At 48.8% G+C, this 215-nt stretch carries 1 rRNA gene; it reads left to right on the forward strand.

The features are described from left to right. Window positions 1–78: 78 nt before the first annotated feature. A 23S ribosomal RNA gene (locus tag F1609_RS34020) occupies window positions 79–215 on the forward strand; the annotation flags it as partial.

Here is a 215-nt window from a genome sequence, read left to right on the forward strand (position 1 = left end):
TCAAAACAAAGCAACAACGCTGTACTTTCTTATCTCTGTAACGCTCTTTGTTCTCCGGAACAGAGGCTAACGTTATAGGGACAAGCGAATAAGTGCACATGGTGGATGCCTTGGCGATTACAGGCGACGAAGGACGTAGTAGCTTGCGATAAGCTGCGGGGAGCTAGCAAACAAGCTTTGATCCGCAGATTTCCGAATGGGGAAACCCGGCCTTT

Source organism: Massilia aquatica (assembly GCF_011682045.1).
Lineage (GTDB): Bacteria > Pseudomonadota > Gammaproteobacteria > Burkholderiales > Burkholderiaceae_D > Telluria_A > Telluria_A aquatica.